This is a genomic window from Escherichia sp. WS1368 (assembly GCF_046487485.1).
GTDB classification, from domain to species: Bacteria; Pseudomonadota; Gammaproteobacteria; order Enterobacterales; family Enterobacteriaceae; genus Escherichia; species Escherichia coli.
The window spans coordinates 1-21,349 of sequence record NZ_JBJQJI010000017.1; the positions used below are offsets into that span (position 1 = coordinate 1).

At 49.7% G+C, this 21,349-nt stretch carries 17 protein-coding genes, 1 pseudogene and 1 CRISPR repeat array; of the genes and pseudogenes, 5 read left to right on the forward strand and 13 right to left on the reverse strand.

Features of this window, described 5'->3' with window-relative positions; genetic code table 11:
* On the forward strand, positions 1 to 236 hold a 236-nt coding region (locus ACJHYD_RS20705; protein WP_155104845.1), incomplete at its 5' end, for an IS3 family transposase.
* Between the two features lie 99 nt (positions 237 to 335).
* Here ACJHYD_RS20705 and ACJHYD_RS20710 read toward each other — a convergent pair.
* From ACJHYD_RS20710 to ACJHYD_RS20730, 5 genes are all read right to left on the reverse strand, one after another.
* Positions 336 to 1,196: an electron transfer flavoprotein subunit alpha/FixB family protein gene (locus ACJHYD_RS20710; protein WP_001521165.1), complete on the reverse strand. Its 861-nt coding sequence runs from the start codon at positions 1,194 to 1,196 to the stop codon at positions 336 to 338.
* The gene (locus ACJHYD_RS20715) at positions 1,193 to 1,972 is read right to left on the reverse strand and encodes an electron transfer flavoprotein subunit beta/FixA family protein (protein WP_001521167.1); all 780 of its coding nucleotides are present in this window, start codon (positions 1,970 to 1,972) and stop codon (positions 1,193 to 1,195) included. Before ACJHYD_RS20715 ends, ACJHYD_RS20710 begins: the two co-directional genes overlap by 4 nt.
* Entirely contained in the window at positions 1,950 to 3,359 is a 1,410-nt protein-coding gene (locus ACJHYD_RS20720) for an MFS transporter (protein WP_000147654.1), read from the reverse strand. The genes ACJHYD_RS20715 and ACJHYD_RS20720 overlap by 23 nt, the downstream gene beginning before the upstream one ends.
* A gap of 21 nt (positions 3,360 to 3,380) precedes the next feature.
* Positions 3,381 to 4,835: an FAD-binding oxidoreductase gene (locus ACJHYD_RS20725; protein WP_000059301.1), complete on the reverse strand. Its 1,455-nt coding sequence runs from the start codon at positions 4,833 to 4,835 to the stop codon at positions 3,381 to 3,383.
* Positions 4,836 to 4,904: 69 nt separating this feature from the next.
* On the reverse strand, positions 4,905 to 5,690 hold the full coding sequence (locus ACJHYD_RS20730; protein WP_001551559.1) for an SDR family oxidoreductase: 786 nt from the start codon (positions 5,688 to 5,690) through the stop codon (positions 4,905 to 4,907).
* A gap of 318 nt (positions 5,691 to 6,008) precedes the next feature.
* On the opposite strand from ACJHYD_RS20730, the gene ACJHYD_RS20735 reads away from it, so the two are divergent.
* Positions 6,009 to 7,286 (forward strand): MFS transporter, encoded by a 1,278-nt coding sequence (locus ACJHYD_RS20735; protein WP_001551560.1) that lies wholly within the window; start codon positions 6,009 to 6,011, stop codon positions 7,284 to 7,286.
* Between the two features lie 26 nt (positions 7,287 to 7,312).
* Positions 7,313 to 8,791, forward strand: coding sequence for an FGGY-family carbohydrate kinase (locus ACJHYD_RS20740; RefSeq protein WP_000039721.1), 1,479 nt, complete (start codon positions 7,313 to 7,315; stop codon positions 8,789 to 8,791).
* A 637-nt stretch (positions 8,792 to 9,428) separates the two neighbouring features.
* A CRISPR array of direct repeats spans positions 9,429 to 10,738; the repeat unit is 29 nt; unit sequence CGGTTTATCCCCGCTGGCGCGGGGAACTC.
* 338 nt (positions 10,739 to 11,076) lie between these two features.
* Here ACJHYD_RS20740 and queE read toward each other — a convergent pair.
* Positions 11,077 to 11,748: a 7-carboxy-7-deazaguanine synthase QueE gene (gene queE, locus ACJHYD_RS20745; RefSeq protein ID WP_001199973.1), complete on the reverse strand. Its 672-nt coding sequence runs from the start codon at positions 11,746 to 11,748 to the stop codon at positions 11,077 to 11,079.
* Positions 11,749 to 11,886: 138 nt separating this feature from the next.
* Here queE and ACJHYD_RS20750 point away from each other — a divergent pair.
* Both ACJHYD_RS20750 and ACJHYD_RS20755 read left to right on the forward strand, forming a co-directional pair.
* Positions 11,887 to 12,028 (forward strand): annotated as a pseudogene (locus ACJHYD_RS20750) (hypothetical protein).
* A 13-nt stretch (positions 12,029 to 12,041) separates the two neighbouring features.
* Positions 12,042 to 12,914, forward strand: a complete 873-nt coding sequence (locus tag ACJHYD_RS20755; RefSeq protein WP_001551561.1) for a TPM domain-containing protein — start codon at positions 12,042 to 12,044, stop codon at positions 12,912 to 12,914.
* Positions 12,915 to 12,973: 59 nt separating this feature from the next.
* On the opposite strand, the gene eno is transcribed toward ACJHYD_RS20755, so the two are convergent.
* The 7 genes from eno to rlmD form a co-directional block, all read right to left on the reverse strand.
* Positions 12,974 to 14,272, reverse strand: coding sequence for a phosphopyruvate hydratase (eno, locus tag ACJHYD_RS20760; RefSeq protein ID WP_000036723.1), 1,299 nt, complete (start codon positions 14,270 to 14,272; stop codon positions 12,974 to 12,976).
* 87 nt (positions 14,273 to 14,359) lie between these two features.
* Complete coding sequence (gene pyrG, locus ACJHYD_RS20765; protein WP_000210878.1) at positions 14,360 to 15,997, reverse strand: glutamine hydrolyzing CTP synthase; 1,638 nt, start codon at positions 15,995 to 15,997, stop codon at positions 14,360 to 14,362.
* A gap of 227 nt (positions 15,998 to 16,224) precedes the next feature.
* A complete protein-coding gene (gene mazG / locus ACJHYD_RS20770; protein WP_001071643.1) occupies positions 16,225 to 17,016 on the reverse strand; it encodes a nucleoside triphosphate pyrophosphohydrolase in 792 nt (263 codons plus the stop codon).
* 71 nt (positions 17,017 to 17,087) lie between these two features.
* On the reverse strand, positions 17,088 to 17,423 hold the full coding sequence (mazF, locus tag ACJHYD_RS20775) for an endoribonuclease MazF (protein ID WP_000254738.1): 336 nt from the start codon (positions 17,421 to 17,423) through the stop codon (positions 17,088 to 17,090).
* Positions 17,423 to 17,671, reverse strand: a complete 249-nt coding sequence (mazE, locus tag ACJHYD_RS20780) for a type II toxin-antitoxin system antitoxin MazE (RefSeq protein WP_000581937.1) — start codon at positions 17,669 to 17,671, stop codon at positions 17,423 to 17,425. Before mazE ends, mazF begins: the two co-directional genes overlap by 1 nt.
* A 77-nt stretch (positions 17,672 to 17,748) precedes the next feature.
* Positions 17,749 to 19,983 carry a GTP diphosphokinase gene (gene relA, locus ACJHYD_RS20785; RefSeq protein ID WP_001551562.1) on the reverse strand — a complete coding sequence of 745 codons (2,235 nt, stop codon included), beginning with the start codon at positions 19,981 to 19,983 and terminating at the stop codon, positions 17,749 to 17,751.
* Positions 19,984 to 20,030: 47 nt separating this feature from the next.
* On the reverse strand, positions 20,031 to 21,332 hold the full coding sequence (gene rlmD, locus ACJHYD_RS20790) for a 23S rRNA (uracil(1939)-C(5))-methyltransferase RlmD (protein WP_001551563.1): 1,302 nt from the start codon (positions 21,330 to 21,332) through the stop codon (positions 20,031 to 20,033).
* Positions 21,333 to 21,349 lie beyond the last annotated feature (17 nt).

Genomic DNA, 21,349 nt, shown 5'->3' on the forward strand with positions numbered 1-21,349 from the left:
AAGGGTTAGTGCAGAGCATGTCGCGCAAGGGCAACTGTCTTGATAATGCGGTAATGGAGAATTTCTTTGGTCACCTGAAAGAAGAAATTTACTATCGCCGGGACTACAGAAATGTAGAAGAGCTGGAAAATGCCGTTAACGAATACATAACTTACTGGAATCAAAAAAGAATAAAACTCAGTCTTGGGGGACTCAGTCCGGTAGAATACCGGACTGAGCATCAAAAAGCCGGTTAACTGAAACTGTCCAGGTTTTGGGGTTCAGTTCATTGACGCGTCTTATCAGGCTTACAAGTCCCCAGCCCGAAACCGTAGGCAGGATCATCCGGCTGCACGTTATTGGCATTCTGCGTGAATGTTTGTCACCAGTGCCTCCAGCACCACTTTCCAGTCATCAACCACGCCAACATCTGCCTGTGAAAATACCGCTGCGCTGGCGTCATGATTAATCGCCACCACAAACTTGCTATTGCGTACGCCCGCCATTAACGCTGCTGCGCCGGAAGCGCCAACAACAATACACACCTCAGGTGCCAGCAGATGTCCAGAAATACCAATCACTTTTTCGGCATCAACGCCACCGTTCATCACTCGTGCCCGACTGTAGCCCACTTCGGCTCCCAGCTTTTCTGCCAGCATAGCGATTTCCTGGTTATCTGCCTCTCCGCCCTGCCCCACCACCAGCACCCGTCTGGCCTCAGCTAATGGGTCGCGGGTAACATTTTTCAGGTTTTCTATGCTAACCAGCCAGTCGGGAAGCGCACCTGGGACAATGTTCAGTTGCTGCATACCAGAGGGCAACGTGGCGTTTTTATCTGCTCCCGCCTGACGTGCCAGCGAAAGGCATAGCGGGCGTTTTTCTGTTTGCAGCGTCGCCGTTAGCGCATTTCCCCAGTGGGATTTGCGCACGCTTACGGTTGGAATATCTAACGAAGTCACCTGGCAGATGCTTGCACCATGTAAACGCCAGGCCAGCCGGGTCGACAGTTCATCGCCAAACGTTCCCGGCGGAAAGAGAACAACGTCCGCTGGCGTTCGCTGCCACTGTTCCACCAGCGCATCCAGCACCTGTTCCGCCACAGCGGGCTGAGGTTCAATCTTCCAGTGCGCCAGGGTACAACCGCTGAAATCCTGCGCCGCCTGCCAGCTCGCTGTTGCGGCATTCTCCTGATTTATTGTCACAATTGCGATATTCATGGCTGCATCCTTTGGCGTAAATAGTCCTGCCATAGCTTTTGCGCTTTTTCTGCTACCGTTTGCCCATCAATCAGCGTCGCTCCGCGTTGTTGCTCTGCTCTTGCCAGTTGCAGACACTGCATCGCTGGCGATTCGGCAGCAACAGTTTTACGGATAATTGCTGCTTTCCCCACCGCCATTCGCTGACGCATTCCCGGTACTGGCAAGGCCACTTCACCGCACTGACGCACGGCAATCACCGCAGGCAAGCGAACCCGGCAACAGCGCAGCCCGTTTTCAGTACGCTGTTCAAGGGTGATAAACGGCGCGTCGAGAGTAAAACGCTCCACCTGGGTGAAGCAGGGCCAGCCCAGCATTTCCGCCAGCAAAAATGGCGTTTGCCCATTCTGCCCTTCGCTGCTTTGGCAGCCAGTAATTATCAGCTCCAGCGGATTCTGGTACTGCCATTCGGCAATATGGCGAGCGACAAATTCCGGCGCAAAGCGCAGATCTGCCGCCGTCTCCAGCAATACAGCTTCCTCAAACCCAAGAGCCATAAGATAGCGCAGCCAGTGCAACGCCCGTTCATCCCCCATGCTCAACGCGGTTAAAGACATCGACGTACCGTTTTTTCTCTGCGCCAACAGCAGCGCGGCGGCAGCCTGTTCATCAGCACCGAGCAAACTTCGCAGAAGCGAAACATCCGGTCCGCTATTACCCTGAGCCGCCGCCTGCCACTCTTTTTCCGCCAGCATTCCGGCATCCGGTTCGGCTTTAAACGCTAACAGAATGTTCATTCGCACCTCCAACATTTCCCGCCGCCACCAGCGGGAGTGCTTTGGTTTCTGGTGCCCATAGCCAGGTCACGACAAAACCAACCAACAACACTGCCGCCAGGAGCAATAAGGTGACTTGCATTCCCCACTGCGCCAGCACCCACGGCAGCAGGCCAGTACTTACCGCCGCGCCCAACCGACTCATGGCGGTGGCAAAACCGACGCCCAGCGAGCGAATGTCAGTAGGAAAACTTTCCGCAGGCAAAATGCCCACCAGATTACTGACTGCCGAAATGGTGGTGCTGAAGAGAACAAAAAGCAGCAGCGTTAATGAACTGCCGGAAGGCAAACAAGCCATCACTACCAGCGTTGCCGCCAGCAGCAAAAAACTTCCCAGCAAAAATTTGCGATGTGCCAGCAGGTGCGTCAGAACTAATCCCAGCAGCGCACCCACAATTAACAACGCATTAAGCATCAGGCTAGCGGTCAACGCATCTTCCAGACCAATAGTCTGGGCGATAGTTGGCAGCCAGGTATAAATCACAAACCATGGGATTACGAGGCAGACAAAGAAGACGCTGTTAAACGCTGTGCGCCGCCAGTAGCGCGAAGAGAACAAGGTTTTGATGTGTTTATGGGTCGCCGTTGCCACTTCATCGCCCAGTAAAACATGGGGACCAAAATAGCGATGCACGATAGCGTGAGCTTCTGCAAAACGCCCCTGGCGCAGTAGCCAGCGTGGCGATTCTGGCGTTCCCCAGCGTAATAACGTAATCAACAATGCGGGCAGAGCTGCCGATGCCAGCAGCCAGCGCCAGGCCTCCGGGCTTTCGCTAATAAAGTGATGTCCGGCAATACTTGCCAGCACATAGCCTACAGTCCACACCACGCTGAACGCGCCCAGCAAAATACCGCGGTGGCGGCGCGGGGAAAATTCAGCCAGCAAGGTGTGACCGACTGAGTAATCGCCTCCCAGACCAATGCCAATCAAAATGCGCAGTCCAATAAGATGCTCTGGCGTGGTGGCAAAAAATTGTAAAAACGAAGCAAGCGTAATCAGCAAAAAGCTGAAGGTGAAGATTTTTTGTCGCCCAATATGGTCGGAGATCCAGCCCAGAACCAGGCTGCCAAGAAACAAACCAAGGAGTGCTGAGCCGCCAATCATTCCCGCCATAAACGGCGTCAGTTGCATGGCGGGCGTAAGCTGAATAATGGCGTAACCAATGACGCCGAGGACATAACCGTCGGTCAGGTGTGCGCCGAAAGTGAGCGCAGCAATGCGGCAGTGAAAACGGTTAAGTGGTAAATCATCCATTCGCACCGGTGAAGTGTTCATCTTTATCCCTTCATTGTCCGGTAATAAGAACGGCTTCTCGCCTGAGAAGCCGAAAAGGCAACGCCCCGTCATCGCGGAACGCTGCCTGACACATTATTTTTCAATCGGATAGATAGTACCCGTATTCATAATGCCGTTAGGATCGAACTGCTTTTTCAGACCTTCCAGCAACGTCCACGCGCTGCCGTGTTCCAGCTTGCTCCAGTGAACGCGATGTTTACCAATGCCGTGGTGGTGCACCATCGAACCACCGAGGCGAATGGTTTCTTCGCAGATGATTTTGTTGAGCGGATTGTGGTACTTGTCGATTTCCTCTTCCGGCTTACAGTCAACAACGTTGTAGTCGTAAACGAAGTACATGTTGGTGCCGTTCTGGTAGCTGTGAGAGGAGTGACCGCCCAGCATGGTGATGTCGTCGGCGTGCGGGAACTCGGTACGAATACGGTTAATAACGCTTTCGTAGATTTCGTGAATGCAGCTCCAGCAGCCGGACACTTCGGTGGTAAAGCCCATGTTGCCGGTTTTGAGGATCTGCACACGTTCGGCAGCTACTTTATCCGGTCCCCAGTTCAGGTTGTTAAACCAGGTTTCGATCAGCTTGCTGTCCACTCGCTGGCATTGCGGGTAACGTGCCACGATTTCAGCAATCCCTTCGCCCGTCGCCTTCGCAATGCGAGGGTTACCTTCAGCCATAAAGATCAGCACGCATTTTCCGTCAGCAAAATGGGTGAAGTGTTGGGTGCCATCTTCAGCGTCATACAAACGAGCGATCGACGGACGATACCCTTCCACCATGATTTCACGCAGGATGTTGAAGCCGGTTTTCATGTCTTCCAGGATATAGCCGTAGAAGAGGTTGTTTTCCGGGGTGAACTTAAAGATTTTCACAGTTACTTCAGTGATATAGCACAATGCACCTTCGTTGCCGATGATGATGTGACGAATGTCCGGGCCTGCCGCGCGGCGTGGTACGTTTTTAATGCGTGTTACGGTGCCATCAGCCAATACTGCTTCCAGACCAACGACCATATCTTCGATTGCGCCGTAGAGTGTGGAGAACTGCCCGATACTGCGGGTTGCTACCAGGCCGCCCATCTGCGCCAGCGGCTTTGACTGCGGAGAATGCCCCGTGGTGTAACCTTTTTCACGCAACGCGTTTTCCAGCACTTCCAGCGGAACTCCGCATTGCGCCGTGGCCTGCATATTCTCAATATCAATATTAATGATTTGATTCATGGCAGAGCCGTCGAGCACCACCGAGTTTTCCACAACGGTTTCCAGCCCACCTTCGGTAGCGGAAGCACCGGTACGCGGCACACCGTTAATTTTGTGCGCATTCATAAAATTCAGCACACGGGATACTTGTTCTGTGGAACCGAGTTTTACGACCGCTGCCGGAATCGGCAAAGTATAAATGCCATGAATATCCGGAAATTTGCGAAAACGGTCAATACTGTTCTTCTTTAATACTGTTTCATCGGTAATTACGCGATCTGCACCAACAATTTCCTTTAGCTGGTCGACAATCGCTGCGCGAGATAAAGACATAGTAATTCCTTCCTGATAATAAAAATGGAATAATCATTAATAAGAGAAAACAGAAACCACCGTTATGGATTAGCGCACTAAATAACCACCATCAACCACTAATAAATGTCCGTTGACATAATTCGATGCCGGACTTGCGAGGAATACGGCTGCGCCCATTAAATCCTGAGTATCGCCCCAACGGTTTGCCGGAATATGATCAAGAACGCGCTGATTGGTTTCTGGATTACTGCGTGTCGCCAGCGTAATATCTGTTGCATAATAGCCAGGGGCAATACCATTTACCTGAATATTATATTGACCTAGTTCATCACAGTAAGCTTTGGTGAATCCGGCAAGAGCATGTTTAGTGGCAGAATATGCAGGTGACCATTGTCCACCTAAGTAAGAGAATAATGAACAGATATTAATGATTTTACCGCTTTTCTGCGGGATCATAATTTTTGCAGCTTCATAGCTTAACTCGAATGCGGCGGTCAGGTTCACATCAATCATCGGGTCCCAGTCGGCACGACCGAAGTTCAGCACCTTATTCAGCTTACAAATACCGGCATTGTTAATCAGAATATTGACGGTACCGAAACGTTCGCAACAGGCGGCGATTATCTTCTGCGGCGCGCCTTCTGCGGTGATATCCACCTGCATGAAGTCCACCTCAACACCCTGTTTTTCAATCATTTCCTTTGTTTCGCCGTTATCTTTAACGAAGCTTGGAATAAAGATATTTGCGCCTGCTTTGGCCAGCGCCATGGCAAATGCCTGGCCTAAACCGCTATTCCCGCCGGTAACAATTGCGGTTTTACCTTTCAGGGAGAAAAAATCCATTGAGAACGCATTGAGAGATTCGATTGACATAGTTAGCTCCAATTTCCGTAAGGCAAAAAAAAAGAAAGGTAACTTCCCCCGCGAGAGGGAAGTTACCTTTCTCATTATCTCTGGTAACTGGAGATAATTTTTATCATAAGGGCATAATCGCTAATGTGATCGTAATCACAGTGTGATATTCGAATTGTCAAATAATTTTAAAAAGCAGAAGCGTGATTACTCTCACACAACACCACTGCTTTCCATGTTATTTCTTATTGCAATTACTAGAGACCTGAGAAAAGTAATCCACCTGAAAGGGCGGCTTACTTTTCTCTTTTTTTTGTCTATTACAAATGGGAATACGATATGCAACACAACTCATATCGCCGTTGGATAACCCTCGCGATAATTAGTTTTAGCGGCGGCGTTAGTTTCGACCTGGCTTATTTACGTTATATTTATCAAATTCCCATAGCGAAATTTATGGGATTCAGCAATACCGAGATAGGTTTAATAATGAGTACATTTGGTATTGCGGCCATTATTCTTTATGCCCCCAGCGGCGTTATTGCCGATAAATTTTCACACCGCAAAATGATTACTTCCGCGATGATCATTACCGGATTACTGGGTCTGTTAATGGCAACATATCCACCGCTGTGGGTAATGCTCTGTATTCAGGTCGCCTTTGCGATAACCACTATTTTAATGCTGTGGTCGGTGTCGATTAAAGCCGCCTCATTGCTGGGCGATCATAGCGAGCAAGGGAAAATTATGGGCTGGATGGAAGGGCTGCGCGGCGTCGGTGTAATGTCGCTGGCGGTGTTTACCATGTGGGTCTTTTCTCGCTTCGCTCCGGATGACAGCGCCAGTCTGAAAACGGTCATCATCATCTATAGTGTGGTTTACATCTTGTTGGGGATTCTGTGCTGGTTTTTTGTTAGCGATAACAACAATCTGCGCAGTGCCAATAACGAAGAAAAACAGTCATTCCAGCTTAGCGACATCCTGGCCGTTTTGCGCATCAGCACCACCTGGTATTGCAGCATGGTGATTTTTGGCGTCTTCACCATCTACGCCATTCTGAGTTACTCCACCAACTATCTGACCGAAATGTACGGCATGTCGCTGGTGGCGGCGAGCTACATGGGGATTGTGATCAACAAAATCTTCCGCGCGCTGTGCGGCCCACTTGGCGGCATTATCACCACCTACAGCAAAGTGAAATCCCCTACCCGCGTGATCCAAATCCTTTCCGTACTCGGCTTGCTGGCGTTAACTGCCCTGCTCGTCACGAACTCTAACCCGCAATCGGTCGCGATGGGGATTGGCCTGATTTTACTGCTGGGATTCACCTGTTACGCCTCACGCGGGCTGTACTGGGCCTGCCCTGGCGAAGCGAGAACACCGTCTTACATTATGGGCACCACGGTAGGTATTTGTTCGGTGATTGGATTCCTGCCGGATGTCTTCGTTTACCCGATTATCGGCTACTGGCAAGACACCCTGCCCGCTGCAGAAGCCTACCGCAATATGTGGCTGATGGGCATGGCGGCGCTTGCCATGGTGATCGTCTTTACCTTTTTGCTGTTCCAAAAAATTCGTACTGCTGATAGCGCCCCTGCTATGGCTAGCAGCAAGTAAGTCCAGAAAATTACAGGAGAAAAATCATGTCGAAAAAATACATCATAGGGATTGATGGTGGAAGTCAGAGCACAAAAGTGGTGATGTACGATCTGGAAGGTAATGTGGTTTGCGAAGGCAAAGGCTTATTGCAGCCGATGCACACGCCAGATGCCGATACCGCAGAACATCCTGACGACGATTTATGGGCATCATTATGCTTTGCCGGTCACGATTTGATGAGTCAGTTTGCCGGAAATAAAGAAGATATTGTCGGTATTGGTCTGGGATCCATCCGTTGCTGCCGTGCGTTATTGAAAGCCGATGGCACGCCAGCTGCGCCGTTGATTAGCTGGCAGGATGCACGCGTTACACGCCCTTACGAACATACGAATCCTGACGTGGCATATGTCACCTCTTTTTCGGGTTATCTGACGCATCGCTTAACCGGCGAGTTTAAAGACAATATCGCCAACTATTTTGGTCAGTGGCCGGTGGATTATAAGACCTGGGCATGGAGTGAAGATGCCGCAGTCATGGAGAAGTTTAATATCCCCCGTCATATGCTGTTTGATGTGCAAATGCCGGGCACTGTTCTTGGGCATATCACTCCTCAAGCCGCGCTGGCGACACATTTCCCGGCTGGGCTGCCGGTTGTTTGTACCACCAGTGATAAACCGGTAGAAGCACTGGGAGCCGGGTTACTGGATGATGAAACTGCGGTAATTTCTCTTGGCACTTACATCGCGTTGATGATGAACGGCAAATTACTACCGAAAGATCCGGTAGCGTACTGGCCGATTATGTCTTCTATTCCGCAAACCTTGCTGTATGAAGGTTACGGTATTCGCAAAGGCATGTGGACGGTGAGCTGGCTACGCGACATGTTAGGCGAGTCGTTAATTCAGGATGCCAAAGCACAGGATCTTTCACCGGAAGATTTGCTCAACAAAAAAGCGTCTTGTGTGCCGCCAGGCTGTAATGGTCTGATGACGGTGCTGGACTGGCTGACCAATCCGTGGGAACCGTACAAACGCGGGATTATGATTGGCTTTGATTCCAGCATGGATTACGCATGGATATATCGTTCGATACTGGAAAGCGTGGCGCTGACGCTGAAGAACAATTACGACAATATGTGTAATGAAATGAATCACTTTGCAAAGCATGTGATCATTACTGGCGGCGGTTCGAACAGCGATCTGTTTATGCAGATTTTTGCCGACGTGTTCAACCTTCCGGCACGCCGTAACGCCATTAATGGTTGTGCAAGCCTGGGGGCAGCGATTAATACGGCGGTAGGTCTGGGGCTATACCCGGATTACGCAACGGCTGTCGACAAAATGGTTCGCGTGAAAGATATCTTTATGCCTGTTGAGAGCAACGCCAAACGCTACAACGCGATGAATAAAGGCATTTTCAAGGAGTTAACCAAACATACTGATGTAATCCTGAAAAAATCGTATGAAGTGATGCATGGGGAATTGGGGAATGCGGATTCGATCCAGAGCTGGTCGAATGCGTAAGTGAGGAAGACCGGGCGGGAAACTGCCCGGCCTGAACATACCTGAATGGTTATCCCCGCTGGCGCGGGGAACATAAGTTCGACAACTTAAAAAATGATAACAAGTCCGGTTTATCCCCGCTGATGCAGGGAACATAATAAAAACTTTAACTAGTTCGGTTTATCCCTGTTTTTACAAGGAATATTAACTACACTCGATGTCTTTAGAATAAAAGACAATACGAATCGCACTTTATCAATTTTCACTTAAAGTATGAACTGGATATCTTTATTCATAAGAACTATTCATCAACAGCGTATAGAGGCGATTATGTAAAACCACTCATTAGCCTCAAAACAAAGACAAATTTCCAGATTTATTACTTAATCAATGAATAACAAGCTTAAAAAATACACTGTTATTCTAAAGAAAAAATTAACAGGCATTAATTAATATTAAAAAAATAATATGTTAAAATTTCTTAACGGTTTAAGGATTATACAAATAACACTTTGATTAAATTTGATTTTTTGTATCGATAATTGTGAACTTCTCATATATGGAGAGCTATTTTGAACATGAGGTGTTACGTGGATATGTTGCTTAATACGAGTACTGCTAATATAAAAACTTGAGAAAGAGATAACGGGTTATATGGTGGTTTATTCCCGCTGGTGCGGGGAACTCATCAGTGATATCCAACATTGCGGAGCTAAACGCGGTTTATCCCCGCTGGCGCGGGGAACTCACGAACGCGGCACACCAGGGCGTCTCATCGTCCGGTTTATCCCCGCTGGCGCGGGGAACTCGGCACATGCCTGATCATATGTGTAGCAACGGTCGGTTTATCCCCGCTGGCGCGGGGAACTCACGATGTATGACCGGAAAACCTCAGACTGGCGCGGTTTATCCCCGCTGGCGCGGGGAACTCCCATTCTGGAATTTGTAATCTGGACTCCCATGCGGTTTATCCCCGCTGGCGCGGGGAACTCATCCAGCGCATTCCTGTGTGCCGTATCTAAATCGGTTTATCCCCGCTGGCGCGGGGAACTCAGCACCATTTACCCACCATTGCTCAACGGTACCGGTTTATCCCCGCTGGCGCGGGGAACTTTGCCACTGGTTTCATGCAGGCCGCGCAAAAATCGGTTTATCCCCGCTGGCGCGGGGAACTCCAATTCATATACTGATAAATCATCAAAACAAACGGTTTATCCCCGCTGGCGCGGGGAACTCGCAGTACCATTACATCAAAGAGTGCAGAATCCCGGTTTATCCCCGCTGGCGCGGGGAACTCGGTGCTGTCTTTACCGTACATTGCGCGAATCTCGGTTTATCCCCGCTGGCGCGGGGAACTCATATCCTTATTGGAATACATGAGCTGCGCCCACGGTTTATCCCCGCTGGCGCGGGGAACTCCGCGACACGCTGGCAGAGCAGCTATCCCACCACGGTTTATCCCCGCTGGCGCGGGGAACTCTTTTTCCAGCTCCAGCATTGCTGTTGTATTGACGGTTTATCCCCGCTGGCGCGGGGAACTCTTAATCAGGTCGTCGTACTCAGCGCCGCTGGCCGGTTTATCCCCGCTGGCGCGGGGAACTCAGCACGGCAGGCCATATGAAATACCTGTTGCTCGGTTTATCCCCGCTGGCGCGGGGAACTCGCACCCATCAAGGAATAACGCGTTTATTTTCCCGGTTTATCCCCGCTGGCGCGGGGAACTCTAATATCCCTGGCGATAATCAACCGGCTTACTCGGTTTATCCCCGCTGGCGCGGGGAACTCGAGAGCGAGGGGAGATTCCGGCAGGGCGTGCACGGTTTATCCCCGCTGGCGCGGGGAACTCAAAACCGATATTTACCAGGTTGTTACTGATAGCGGTTTATCCCCGCTGGCGCGGGGAACTCTGATGTTCAAGTGTGTATGCACACTCAGCAAACGGTTTATCCCCGCTGGCGCGGGGAACTCACTAAACATAACCTATTATTAATTATTGATTTTTTAAGTCAGTCACAATCTACCAACTTAACAGAAACACACAAACAACACATCCATTATGTTAAAGAGCACTTAATTCATTGATTGAAAAGCCAAATATTTAAAGTAATTCTATACCGACTAAAATCCACCAAACTCCGACGTAATAATTTTCACTCCAACGAAAAATTAACGCCACAGAATTTGTAGAAAATGATAATGATTAGTCCAGGATGGGCAAAATGGAGGTTTTTTAGAGGCGACAAAGAATATAAATGAGTAGAAGTCTTTACAGGTTCCACCCATTTATAACGCTTATAAATGTGTAATCAGGCAATATTTAAATATTTATGTGTTTGCATCGACAAACGCCAATTACGCGCAATGCAGGTTTCAATGCACAAACGTGTGGCATCATCCTTTTGGCTAATCGGCTGCAGTGCAATGACTCGCGGTTTATCATCGGTCAGCGTCGCAAGCAATTCATCCAGTGCTTCGATATCACGTACGCGTCCAACTGGGTGTTTGATTTCGTTAGCTCGCTCCAGGGCTTGCGACAATACTTCATAACCACCACGCATATTTAGCTTTGGCGACACGGTGACCCAGGTATTCGGCGTACAACGCACTTCATGAGTACCGCTGGTTTCTATCTGGCAGCTAAAACCGTTCTTTTCGAGCAGGTCAGTCAGTGGCAGCAAATCATGAATGCAAGGCTCACCACCCGTAATCACCACATGCCGCGCGGTGTATCCCTGGCGACCAATGACAGCCAGCAAGTCTTCACTGCTCGCCGCCCCCCACTTATCACTCTCTTTGGTCTTCGCCAGAATGCTGAAAAGGGAGACTTCCCGATCCTCAAGCTTTTCCCAGGTGTGTTTGGTGTCGCACCAGGCACAGCCAACCGGGCATCCCTGTAAACGAATAAAAATGGCGGGGACGCCGGTAAAGTAACCCTCACCTTGCAGGGTCTGGAACATCTCGTTAATCGGGTACTGCATAGCATTCTCTGTGAAGTGGATAATTGTTAATTATTGCAGATCCTGCCACAACAATCATGTCTTATTAACATTCTGTTACAGGCAGGTTTAAAGAAAAATGAGAAACAGATCGTTAATAATAAAAGGGAGTAACGTATTATGTCAGAAATAAATAAAGTAAAGGGATTTAATCATGTCAAAAACATTCACCAAAATTATACTTATTTTTTCTGTGTTCGTTTTTAATTATAACGAATCTCAAATTACCGATGCCGCCGTCAATTTATTTATCCAGCTTTAATGGGACATTTATAATGCGCTATTTCATACTAATATTCACATTCGTGTGTTCCTTTGTTGCAGCCCAACCAACTATTGTCCCATCATTACAGCAACAAGTTACGGATCTTACGAGTAGCTTAAACTCACAAGAAAAGAAAGAACTGACGTACAAGTTAGAATCTATTTTCAATAATACCCAAGTGCAAATTGCTGTATTAATTGTTCCCACAACCAAAGACGAGACAATTGAAAAATATGCTACACGGGTTTTTGACAATTGGCGTTTAGGAGATGCCAAACGTAATGATGGGATACTGATCATTGTTGCCTGGTCGGATCGTACTGTCCGCATCCAGGTAGGTTATGGGCTGGAAGAAAAGGTAACCGATGCTCTGGCTGGAGATATCATCCGTAGCAACATGATACCCGCATTTAAACAACAAAAATTAGCTCAGGGATTAGAGCTAGCTATAAACGCTTTGAATAACCAACTCACTTCACAACACCAATATCCGGCTAATCCTTCAGAAATTGAATCAGCGTCTTCCAGTGATCATTATTACTTTGCTATTTTTTGGGTATTTGCAGTGATGTTCTTCCCTTTCTGGTTTTTTCATCAAGGCAGTAATTTTTGTCGCGCATGTAAAAGCAGTGTCTGTATTTCAGCAATCTATCTTTTAGATTTATTCCTGTTCTCCGATAAAACTTTTTCCAGTGCTGTATTTTTCTTCTTTTTTACTTTCACCACCATTATGGTCTTTACCTGTTTATGTGTACTTCAGAAAAAAGCATCTGGTAGAAGTTATCATTCAGACAACAGCGGTTCCGGTGGCGGCTCAAGTGGCGGCGGATTTAGCGGCGGGGGCGGTTCTTCTGGCGGTGGCGGCGCGTCCGGTCGCTGGTAACTCAACCATAAAAAATGCCAGCCCGAAGGCTGGCATTTTTAAATCAGATAAAGTCAGACTTATGCCTGGCCTTTGATCTCTTTACGACCGTTGTACGGTGCTTTTTCGCCCAGAGCTTCTTCGATACGAATCAGCTGGTTGTATTTAGCAACGCGGTCAGAACGGCTCATAGAACCAGTTTTGATCTGGCCTGCAGCAGTACCAACAGCCAGGTCAGCGATGGTAGCATCTTCAGTTTCGCCAGAACGGTGAGAGATTACTGCAGTGTAGCCAGCGTCTTTCGCCATCTTGATTGCAGCCAGAGTTTCGGTCAGAGAACCGATCTGGTTGAATTTGATCAGGATGGAGTTAGCGATACCTTTTTCGATACCTTCTTTCAGGATCTTGGTGTTGGTTACGAACAGGTCGTCACCAACCAGCTGGATTTTGTCGCCCAGAACTTTGGTCTGGTATGCGAAACCGTCCCAGTCAGATTCGTCCAGACCGTCTTCGATGGATACGATCGGATACTGTTTGGTCAGTTCTTCCAGGAAGTGAGTGAATTCTTCAGAGGTGAATGCTTTGTTGCCTTCGCCAGCCAGAACGTATTTACCGTCTTTGTAGAATTCAGAAGCTGCGCAGTCCATCGCCAGAGTGATGTCTTTGCCCAGTTCATAGCCAGCAGCTTTAACAGCTTCAGCGATAACAGCCAGAGCTTCAGCGTTGGAACCCAGGTTCGGCGCATAGCCACCTTCGTCACCAACAGCAGTGTTCATGCCTTTCGCTTTCAGAACTTTTGCCAGGTGATGGAAAACTTCAGAACCCATGCGGATGGCTTCTTTCACAGTTTTCGCGCCAACCGGCTGAATCATGAATTCCTGGATATCAACGTTGTTGTCAGCGTGCTCACCACCGTTGATGATGTTCATCATCGGAACCGGCATGGAGTATTTGCCCGGAGTGCCGTTCAGTTCAGCGATGTGCTCGTACAGCGGCATACCTTTAGCAGCTGCAGCAGCTTTGGCGTTAGCCAGAGATACAGCCAGGATTGCGTTCGCGCCGAATTTGGATTTGTTTTCGGTGCCGTCCAGGTCGATCATGATCTTGTCAATGCCAGCCTGATCTTTGGCATCTTTGCCAATCAGTGCCTGAGCGATCGGGCCGTTTACCGCAGCAACAGCTTTGGTTACGCCTTTACCCAGGAAACGGGATTTGTCGCCATCGCGCAGTTCCAGAGCTTCACGGGAACCAGTAGAAGCACCTGACGGAGCAGCTGCCATACCGACGAAACCACCCTCCAGATGTACTTCGGCTTCAACAGTCGGGTTACCACGGGAGTCGATGATTTCACGACCGATGATTTTTACGATTTTGGACATTAGGTTTTCCTCAAGTCACTAGTTAAACTGAAACTCCAGACAAACAACGCGTACCCAGGGTACGCGTTGCCGTTCTAACTTTTTTACTTACTTCGCCTGACGTTTCTGGAACTCGCTGGCGGCTTTCACAAAGCCTGCAAACAGCGGGTGACCATCACGTGGAGTAGAAGTAAACTCCGGATGGAACTGGCAAGCCACGAACCACGGGTGATTCGGAACTTCGATGATCTCGACCAACTGATCATCCCCGGAACGGCCCGCAACGCGCAGACCTGCATCTTCAATCTGTTTCAACAGCATGTTGTTGACTTCGTAACGGTGACGATGACGCTCAACAATTGTCGGCGCATTGTACAGCTGGCGAACCAGGCTATCGTCAACCAACTGGCACTGCTGTGCGCCGAGACGCATGGTACCGCCGAGATCGCTCTTCTCGCTACGAACTTCAACGTTGCCGTTTTCATCGCGCCACTCGGTAATCAGCGCCACAACCGGGTACTTACAGTCTGGCACAAATTCCGTAGAGTTGGCGTTCTCCATGTTGGCAACATGGCGAGCGTAATCAATTAACGCCACCTGCATACCCAGGCAAATGCCCAGATAAGGAATATTGTTCTCACGCGCAAAACGCGCGGTCGTAATCATGCCTTCTACGCCACGATAGCCGAAACCGCCAGGTACGAGGATTGCGTCCAGACCTTTAAGAATTTCAACGCCGCGCGTTTCAACATCTTGTGAATCGATCAGTTTGATGTTGACGCTGACACGATTCTTCAGCCCACCGTGTTTCAGTGCTTCGATCACGGATTTGTAAGCGTCCGGCAGTTCAATGTACTTGCCGACCATACCAATGGTGACTTCACTTACCGGATTCGCTTCTTCGAAGATAACCTGTTCCCATTCGGACAGATTCGCTTCCGGGCAGTTTAAGCTGAATCGTTTACAAATATAATCGTCCAGCCCCTGCGATTTCAACAGGCCCGGAATTTTATAGATGGAATCGACGTCTTTCAGAGAAATAACCGCTTTTTCCGGAACATTACAGAACAATGCAATCTTCGCACGTTCGTTCGCCGGAACGGCGCGATCTGAACGACAAATCAGGATGTCAGGCTGGATACCGATGGAGAGCAGCTCTTTTACAGAGTGCTGAGTCGGTTTGGTTTTGACTTCACCAGACGCTGCCATGTACGGCACCAGCGTCAGGTGCATAAACAGGGTGTGCTCACGGCCAATTTCAACAGCCATCTGGCGAATCGCTTCGAGGAACGGCAGGGATTCGATATCACCTACTGTACCGCCGATTTCGACCAGTACTACGTCATGACCTTCGCCGCCTTCCAGCACGCGCTCTTTGATAGCGTTAGTGATGTGCGGAATAACCTGTACGGTTGCGCCGAGGTAGTCGCCACGGCGTTCTTTACGCAGAACGTCAGAGTAGATACGACCCGTGGTGAAGTTGTTGCGGCGGCTCATTTTGGTACGAATGAAACGCTCGTAGTGCCCCAGGTCCAGGTCGGTTTCAGCGCCGTCTTCAGTAACGAACACTTCCCCGTGTTGGATTGGGCTCATAGTACCTGGATCGACGTTGATGTACGGATCCAGTTTCATGATGGTCACATTGAGGCCACGGGCTTCAAGAATGGCTGCGAGGGAGGCTGCGGCAATGCCTTTACCCAGAGAGGATACGACCCCGCCGGTCACAAAAATATAGTTCGTTGTCATGCTGAACCTGAGAAGTTAGGTTGAAAAGACGATGGAATAACCAGGACGGGAAAGCAGTATACCCGAACATGACCAGTGCCACAAACTTTCATTATCCCTCCTCTTCGCCAGCGCACTATTGAAATCAGGAGTGAGAAAATAGCCCCTTTGGGGTAAATGTTTTTGACGCAAATCAAGCGCTTGTCATTTAAAAAATGACACAAATCGCGCTTGACCACGTAATTCCCTTAGAGATCAATTTCCTGCCGTTTTACCTGTTGCCAGACTTCTTCCATTGTTTCGAGGTCAACACCTGTCATTTCCAGTCCACGCGCGGCAACAATACGCTCCACTTCGCGAAAACGACGCTCGAATTTTTCGTTCGCTTTTTGCAATGCGATTTCCGCTTTTGTCCCTAAATGACGAGCCAGATTGACCGTGGCAAACAGCAGGTCGCCCATTTCCTCCTCCAGTTTAGCCTGGTCGATAACAGCCTGCCGTGCCTCGTACATCACCTCGTCGATCTCTTCGTAGACTTTATCGACTACCGGACCAAGCGTCGTCCAGTCAAAACCAACGTTGGCGCAACGTTTCTGGATTTTTTGCGCACGCATTAAAGCCGGTAAACTACGAGGAATATCGTCCAGCGCCGAATGCTGCGCTTTCTGCGCGCGCTCTTCGGTTTTGATTTGCTCCCAACGGGCAAGCACTTCACTACTGTTTTCGGCAGAACTGTCAGCAAAAACATGCGGATGGCGACGTTCTAATTTATCGCTGATCGCGGCGCATATATCATTAAAGTCAAAGCGCCCTTCTTCCTGAGCCATTTGTGCGTAAAACACCACCTGGAACAGCAGATCGCCCAGTTCACCGCGAAGATCGTCAAAATCTTCACGGGCGATGGCGTCCAGCACCTCGTAGGTTTCTTCAAGGGTGTAAGGCGCAATGGTGGCAAATGTCTGCTCTTTATCCCACGGGCAGCCGTTTTCCGGATCGCGCAGGCGCTGCATGATGGTGAGCAAACGGTCGATTTGATTCATTAGAATGTCCTGAAAATTGCGGGTCCGTCAGGTGGAAACCTGTGACCAGAATAGAAGTGAGTTAGTAACACCTACCCAATCAGCACGTTAATTTTGGCTTTAATGAGCTGTAATTCCTCTGGGGCAACCGTTCCTTTCTTCGTTGCTCCTCTTGCCCGCCAGGCGATACTTTTTACCTGATCAGCTAACGCTACGCCATCACGTTCCTGACCGGATAAAACAACTTCGAACGGATATCCTTTTGATTGCGTTGTACAAGGAACACACAGACACATACCTGTTTTGTTGTTGTACATGAACGGACTCAGGACAACAGCCGGACGATGTCCGGCTTGCTCGCTACCTTTTGTCGGGTCAAAATCAACCCAAATCAGATCGCCCATATCGGGTACGTATCGGCTTACCATTACCAGACTTCCTTATCTTTCGGCTCTCCCCAGTCGATATTCTCGTGGAGGTTTTCCGGCGTGATGTCGTTGACCAGTTCAGCAAGCGTAAATACGGGCTCTTTACGCACTGGCTCAATAATTAATTTGCCATCCACCAGGTCAATCTTCACTTCATCATCAATATTCAGATTGAGCGCCTGCATTAACGTAGCCGGGATCCGCACCGCCGGTGAATTTCCCCAACGCTTTACGCTACTGTGGATCATAACCCTTTCCTCAAACCGCTATCATATGTAGATACAGTATATATCAATCTACATTGTAGATACGAGCTAATTTCGGCCTAACTCCCGTGCAACCGACGCGCGTCGATAACATCCGGCACCTGGTTGAGTTTACCCAGCACGCGACCCAGCACCTGCAGGTTGTAAATCTCAATGGTCATGTCGATGGTCGCCAGTTGCTGTTTGGTGTCGCTACGGCTGGCAACGCCAAGCACGTTCACCTTCTCGTTGGCGAGAATGGTCGTGATATCACGTAACAACCCACTACGATCATTAGCCACCACGCGGACCACTAGCGAATATCCGGCGGAGTAGCTCTCGCCCCATACCGCGTCAACAATGCGTTCTGGCGCATGGGAGCGCAGTTCCGCCAGTTGCTCACAGTCTGCACGATGCACTGAAATACCGCGTCCCTGGGTAATGAAGCCGACAATCTCATCTCCAGGAATCGGCTGGCAGCAGCGCGCGATGTGGTGCATCAGGTTACCGACACCTTCAACCACCACACGACCGTTATCTTTACTGCGGTTTTGCGGCGTATAGCTTTTTTGCTGAAGTTGCTTCAGCGCGGCGGCATCCTGCTCTTCGGCACTCGGCTTATTAAATTGCGATTGCAGGAAGTTCACCATCTGATTGAGACGGATATCCCCGCCACCAATTGCCGCCAGCAACTCGTCGACATCATTGAAGTTGTAACGCGGCAGCAGATGTTTTTCTGCTTCTTTCAGGCTGATCCCCAGATGTTCCAGCTCGTCGTCAAGGATTTGCCGCCCAGCCAGAATGTTTTTGTCACGGTCCTGTTTACGGAACCAGGCGTGAATTTTCGAACGCCCACGGCTGGTTGTGACGTAACCGAGGTTTGGGTTTAACCAGTCACGGCTGGGGTTCGGCTGTTTCTGGGTGATAATTTCAATCTGGTCGCCCATCTGCAGCTGGTAGGTGAACGGCACAATGCGCCCGCTAATTTTTGCCCCGATGCAGCGGTGCCCGACATCACTGTGGATGTGGTAAGCGAAGTCCAGCGGCGTTGATCCCGCAGGCAAATCAACGACGTCACCTTTCGGCGTAAAGACGTACACCCGGTCGTCAAAGACCTGGCTGCGTACTTCGTCGAGCATTTCGCCGGAATCAGCCATCTCTTCCTGCCACGCAATCAGTTTACGCAGCCAGGCAATCCGGTCTTCATGTCCCGAACGTGCGCCGCCAGCTGCCGCGCCCTCTTTATATTTCCAGTGCGCAGCAACACCCAACTCTGCATCTTCATGCATCTGTTTAGTGCGGATTTGGATCTCAACGGTTTTGCCACCTGGTCCCAGAACCACGGTATGAATAGACTGATAACCGTTTGGTTTCGGGTTAGCGACGTAATCGTCAAACTCATCCGGCAGGTGGCGATAGTGAGTGTGCACTATCCCCAGTGCGGCATAGCAATCCTGTAAACGCTCGGCGACAATACGTACCGCACGCACATCAAACAGCTCATCGAAGGCGAGGTTCTTTTTCTGCATTTTGCGCCAGATGCTGTAGATGTGTTTCGGTCGACCATACACTTCAGCTTTAACGCCTTCAGCTTTCATCTCAGCGCGCAGATGGCCGACAAACTCTTCGATATAGTGTTCGCGGTCGAGACGGCGTTCATGCAGCAGTTTTGCGATGCGTTTGTATTCGGTCGGGTGGAGATAACGGAAGCAGTAATCTTCCAGCTCCCATTTCAGTTGTCCAATCCCAAGACGGTTCGCCAACGGCGCGTAGATATTGGTGCACTCTTTTGCCGCCAGTACACGTTCATCTTCCGGCGCATCTTTTACTTCGCGCAGATGAGCAATACGCTCTGCCAGTTTGATGACCACGCAGCGAAAATCATCGACCATCGCCAATAACATCCGGCGAACGTTATCGACCTGTTCGGAGGAAACAGAATCGGTATGCGTCGCTTTCAGCTGGCGGATCGCCGCCATATCACGCACGCCGTGAATAAGGTTAACGACCGACTTACCGACGCTCTCACGCAGCACATCTTCGCTGACTACGTTGGCATCGGCCAGAGGGAACAACAGCGCCGCCCGCAGCGTGTCAATGTCCATACTTAATGTCGAGAGGATCTCCACCATCTCAACACCACGCCACAATAACAGACTGGCATCCGGATGCCCCTGCGTCTGTTGCAGACAATACGCCCAGGTTTCGGCTAAGCACTCACACGACTTCTGGCTGGTAATACCCAGACTTGCGATCCATTTTTCCGGATCAAATTCACCAGCCTTATTGATATGTGCACTTCTTACCGCAACCATCGTCCTCTCCTTTAGGGACCAGACCTGCCGAAATCGGCAAATCGTAACTATTTAACGCGCGAGAAAAGTACCATCGATTCCAGATGTCCCGTGTGTGGGAACATATCCAGCATCGCCAGTCGCGCAATGGTATATCCTGCTTTTAATAACGCTTCGCTATCCCGAGCCAGCGTTGCAGGGTTACAGGATACATAAACTATACGAATAGGTTCCAGTTTTATAATTTGCTGCATAACACCTGCGGCACCTGCTCGCGCGGGGTCCAGCAACACTTTATCGAAGCCGTTTTTCGCCCACGGCTGCTTTGTGACATCTTCTTCAAGATTTTCGTGATAAAACGTCACATTGTGTAAGTCATTAAGACGCGCATTCTGCTGGCCTTTTTCCACCAGCGCCGGAACACCTTCTACACCCACCACACTGGCAGCTTGTGTCGCCAATGGCAGTGTAAAGTTGCCCATACCGCAGAACAGATCCAGTACGCGATCTTCAGGTTGCACATCCAGCCATTCCAACGCACACGCTACCATTTTTTGGTTCACACCCGCATTGACCTGAATAAAATCGCGCGGGCTAAAAGTTAAGCGCAACCCGTTTGAGTCATACCAGGGCATCTCACCAGCGACGGTTTCGAGTATCTCACTATCGGGGGCGAGATACAGATCCAGGCCTTCAGAATGCGAAAAGCGTTCCAGTTTTTCGCGATCTGCCGAACTTAGCGGTGCGGTATGGCGCAAAATCATCAGCGTGCCGCTGGTTGCCTGTACCAGTTCAACATGACCAAGATGGCGCATAGCTTGTAAGCTGCCCAGGCATGCCCTGACTTTGGGCAGCAATGCTTCAAGTTGGGGCACTAAAATGGGGCATTGTTTAACGTCGACAATGTCACTGGAGCCCGCTTTGCGAAAGCCCATCTGAAGTTGCTGTGTTTTCGGTAAGTAGTTCAAACTTAAACGCGCGCGACGGCGATAGCCCCAGGGAACATCGGCGATCACTTCAGAGACCTCGTGTTTCATTAATCGGGCGAGTGCCGCACTTTTGCTTCGCTGCTGTAAATCCTCGCTGGCGTGTTGTTGCTGACAGCCGCCGCATACGCCAAAATGAGGGCAGCGTGGCGTTTCGCGTTCCGGGCTATCGCTTAACCGGCGTACGACTTTAGCGCGGGCGTATTGTTTTTTATCTTCAGTAACAGTAACTTCCGCGTTTTCCTGTGGCAATAATCCAGGAATAAATAACGCTTTGCCGTTATGTCGTGCCACGCCCTGACCAAAAGAGTCGAGGTCGTTGACTGAAACAGTTATGATCTGACGCGTCGTCGTGCGTCGTTTTGCAGAGTAGAATTGCGCCATTGGCGAGACTTTCTCAA

Excerpts from the sequence above, each read along its gene's own strand:
- ACJHYD_RS20725 (WP_000059301.1), bottom strand. The coding sequence starts at position 4,835 with ATGTCTTTATCTCGCGCAGCGATTGTCGACCAGCTAAAGGAAATTGTT.
- mazE (WP_000581937.1), bottom strand. The coding sequence starts at position 17,671 with ATGATCCACAGTAGCGTAAAGCGTTGGGGAAATTCACCGGCGGTGCGG.
- ACJHYD_RS20730 (WP_001551559.1), bottom strand. The coding sequence starts at position 5,690 with ATGTCAATCGAATCTCTCAATGCGTTCTCAATGGATTTTTTCTCCCTG.
- pyrG (WP_000210878.1), bottom strand. The coding sequence starts at position 15,997 with ATGACAACGAACTATATTTTTGTGACCGGCGGGGTCGTATCCTCTCTG.
- rlmD (WP_001551563.1), bottom strand. The coding sequence starts at position 21,332 with ATGGCGCAATTCTACTCTGCAAAACGACGCACGACGACGCGTCAGATC.
- relA (WP_001551562.1), bottom strand. The coding sequence starts at position 19,983 with ATGGTTGCGGTAAGAAGTGCACATATCAATAAGGCTGGTGAATTTGAT.
- ACJHYD_RS20715 (WP_001521167.1), bottom strand. The coding sequence starts at position 1,972 with ATGAACATTCTGTTAGCGTTTAAAGCCGAACCGGATGCCGGAATGCTG.
- queE (WP_001199973.1), bottom strand. The coding sequence starts at position 11,748 with ATGCAGTACCCGATTAACGAGATGTTCCAGACCCTGCAAGGTGAGGGT.
- ACJHYD_RS20735 (WP_001551560.1), top strand. The coding sequence starts at position 6,009 with ATGCAACACAACTCATATCGCCGTTGGATAACCCTCGCGATAATTAGT.
- ACJHYD_RS20740 (WP_000039721.1), top strand. The coding sequence starts at position 7,313 with ATGTCGAAAAAATACATCATAGGGATTGATGGTGGAAGTCAGAGCACA.
- ACJHYD_RS20710 (WP_001521165.1), bottom strand. The coding sequence starts at position 1,196 with ATGAATATCGCAATTGTGACAATAAATCAGGAGAATGCCGCAACAGCG.
- ACJHYD_RS20755 (WP_001551561.1), top strand. The coding sequence starts at position 12,042 with ATGCGCTATTTCATACTAATATTCACATTCGTGTGTTCCTTTGTTGCA.
- ACJHYD_RS20720 (WP_000147654.1), bottom strand. The coding sequence starts at position 3,359 with ATGACGGGGCGTTGCCTTTTCGGCTTCTCAGGCGAGAAGCCGTTCTTA.
- mazG (WP_001071643.1), bottom strand. The coding sequence starts at position 17,016 with ATGAATCAAATCGACCGTTTGCTCACCATCATGCAGCGCCTGCGCGAT.
- eno (WP_000036723.1), bottom strand. The coding sequence starts at position 14,272 with ATGTCCAAAATCGTAAAAATCATCGGTCGTGAAATCATCGACTCCCGT.
- mazF (WP_000254738.1), bottom strand. The coding sequence starts at position 17,423 with ATGGTAAGCCGATACGTACCCGATATGGGCGATCTGATTTGGGTTGAT.